Origin of the sequence: Cedecea sp., assembly GCF_036500665.1 — a bacterium.
GTDB lineage: Bacteria > Pseudomonadota > Gammaproteobacteria > Enterobacterales > Enterobacteriaceae > Cedecea.
Genome location: NZ_DASYBS010000124.1, coordinates 1 through 2756, shown reverse-complemented (window position 1 = coordinate 2756; position 2756 = coordinate 1). Strand labels below are relative to the sequence as shown.

Genomic DNA, 2756 nt, shown 5'->3' with positions numbered 1-2756 from the left:
TCACTCACTTCTTTCCCCATATACTTAATAGCCGTGATATGAACTCTTCTGACCCCCATAACTCCACACCCACCAGGGTTAGCAGCTTTCATTTCCTTATGAGTAAAGTACCCTTTCAGAGCCTCACTCACTGTCTTTAGCTGTACATACTCAGGAATTGGTTCATTGTTGTCACACCGATAAATTGGCCATAGTGTATCAGTGGTGGTTGAACCGCTATAGAGGGGGGTATGCTGTTTCACTAGATCCCAATAATAGGCTATTTTTCTATCTCTATCAGCACTCATCTGTGAGATATCTTTACCTTCTTCAAGAGCCTGGATTATCTCTTCCTCTAAACCCCACTGATAGGTATGAATAGGAATTGATGATGCATCAGAGAATAATGTGAAAAAGGAGAATGGTCTAACACTTGGCAGCTTGTCATATGTTTTGAGTAGATGTGAGTTACTCAGCGTGATTTGATGCTGGCAAATCTCTGTTAAGCCTATAGTGCTAAATCTTAGATCAGGAACCCCCGTAATAGGATGGAACTGTACTTTTTGTATATCCTCGTCCTCTATCCCCAGGAATATACCGTTTTCTAGTGCGTAGACCGCTCTATAGAAAAGATCATAAATCCATCGACTCACCTTTAAATCACTTGATGGAGGTGGGATTTCAGGAAAGGGGCTTTCCCCGTTTTTATAGGGGTTCTGGATGGCCCCTAGCCCATGAGAACTCACTTTCTGAAGATCGCAAACTCTTCAGGCCCAAGGGACTGGCTGAAACATCGAAGACAAACAAAGTCCTCAGGCTTAGAAATCACGCGTTGCTCGCGAATGTTAGCGCGGGTCTCAGTGACGAGGTGTTTGAGCAGAGACCCGCGCATGTCTTCCCAGGCTGAACGATGCCTGTTTGACCTTGAAAACCCCTCGACTGAGAATGGAAAACCCCACAAAATAGAGAGACCCGCGGGGTGGGCGTCAAGTTTTTGCAAAGAGGTATCCAGGGGAAAAAGAGCGTGATAAGATAGGGAAAACCAATTGAGGAGTGGATCATGGACGAAGCCATGGAAAAACGCTGGCGAGAACTGAGTGAAGAAGTGCTCAGTGGCATGAAGGAATGGCGCTTGGCTCATCCCAAGGCGACTTTGCGCGAGATCGAAGAGGCCGCATCAGAACGCATGAGCCGACTGGAGGCACAGCTGGTGCAAGGGACGGCATTGGCTAGCTCTCAGAGAAAATGGAGCCAGCTTCCCGAAGAAGAACAACCACGGTGTCGAGTGTGTGAATTACTCCTCCGCGAGCGTGGAGAACACGCTCGAAAATTGCAGGGCAAAGGGGGAAAAGAGATCACCCTCAAACGGCAATATGGAACCTGCCCCTTGTGTGGAGTGGGTCTTTTTCCCCCTGGATGAAGAGTTAGGGCTGCTGCCTGGGAGCTTGACGCCCAAACAGCAGGAGAATCTCGTGCATTTGGGAAGCTGGATGCCGTTCGAGCAAGCGGGGTTTATGTTGGAGCGTTTGGTTGGGGTGCAGGTGAGTGATGCGACAGTTCGTCGGCTAACTGAACGAAGCGGCGCGTGTGTGGAGGCGACGCAGACGATTGAGCAGGACCCATCAGAACAAGCTCCTTCGGGTTTCTCTGGGCACCAGAAATTGGCTTTCAGTGCCGATGGCGCCTATGTCCCGTTACTCAAAGGGGAATGGGCAGAAGTGCGCACCCTGGCCATTGGAGAGGTGGCTCCAGCTAAGAAAACGAGAGAGACACAGGAAGTGGAAGTAACAGCGCTGTCGTATTTTTCTCGCATGGCTCCAGCCTCAGCATTTATGGATCTGGCAAGCAGAGAAATGCAGCGACGAGCCGTTGGAGAGGCCCAGGCTGTCTGTGCAGTCACTGATGGAGCAGAGTGGCTGCAAGGATTTATCGATCTGCATCGACCTGATGCTGTGCGCATTCTGGATTTTCCGCATGCGGCTGAACATTTGAGTGCGCTGCTAGAAGCTCTGCAACAAGCAGGAGTGGTCTTGCCTGAAAAGGCCCTGGATCGCAGTTTGCATGTGCTCAAGCATCGTGGCCCCACCTGGTTGTTTCGTACCCTGGCAAATCTACCCGCCGAATTCCGTGAACGAGATGCTGTACGTGAACATCTCTCCTATTTGAGCAAACGTGAGGCACTCATGCAATACCAGCACTACCGACGACAGGGGTGGCCGATTGGCTCCGGTATGGTGGAAAGCGCCAACAAAGTTGTGGTACAAGCACGTCTCAAAGGGGCAGGCATGCATTGGGCTCCGGCCCATGTCAATCCTATGCTCGCCTTGCGAACCTCGGTGTGCAATGATCGCTGGCCGCAAGCCTGGAGCGATGGCGAACAACGCCTGTTCTCCCAGCGCGCTCTGCAGCACAAGCAAAAAGCTCTCTCTCACCTTTGGACTCTGGCATCAGCTCTGGCCTGGGTCTCCCTTCGACTCCGGCCCTCCTCCCCTCCCACTCCGCTTCCCACCAGTCTACGCTTGCCTGCTTCCCCTCCGGCCATGATTGCCGGAACCTCGCGCCCTTCCCCTCATCATCCCTGGAAACGGGCGGTGGTTGCTTATCCCAAAGGGTCTGCAAAAAACTGACGGACACCCTTCTCCTCCACGTCACTTCACTTTACACGAAGTTCGGGTATACTAAAGAGGTGTATGGGTGCGCTGATTACCTCGCCGGGGAACTGGCCGCCAGTAATTATTCTTTATACAGCTGTTTTCTTGGTCAATGGAGTGGTCATC

General features: G+C 51.6%; 3 protein-coding genes. 2 read left to right on the top strand and 1 reads right to left on the bottom strand.

The genetic code is table 11. The features are described 5' to 3' along the window. Positions 1–632 (bottom strand): hypothetical protein (locus tag VGM55_RS20700; RefSeq protein WP_331636513.1); only part of this gene is annotated, 632 nt, incomplete at its 3' end. A gap of 407 nt (positions 633–1039) precedes the next feature. Here VGM55_RS20700 and VGM55_RS20695 point away from each other — a divergent pair. Further along, positions 1040–1399 carry a hypothetical protein gene (locus VGM55_RS20695; RefSeq protein WP_331636512.1) on the top strand — a complete coding sequence of 120 codons (360 nt, stop codon included), beginning with the start codon at positions 1040–1042 and terminating at the stop codon, positions 1397–1399. Next, entirely contained in the window at positions 1371–2606 is a 1236-nt protein-coding gene (locus VGM55_RS20690) for an ISKra4 family transposase (RefSeq protein WP_331636511.1), read from the top strand. The genes VGM55_RS20695 and VGM55_RS20690 overlap by 29 nt, the downstream gene beginning before the upstream one ends. Positions 2607–2756: the final 150 nt, after the last annotated feature.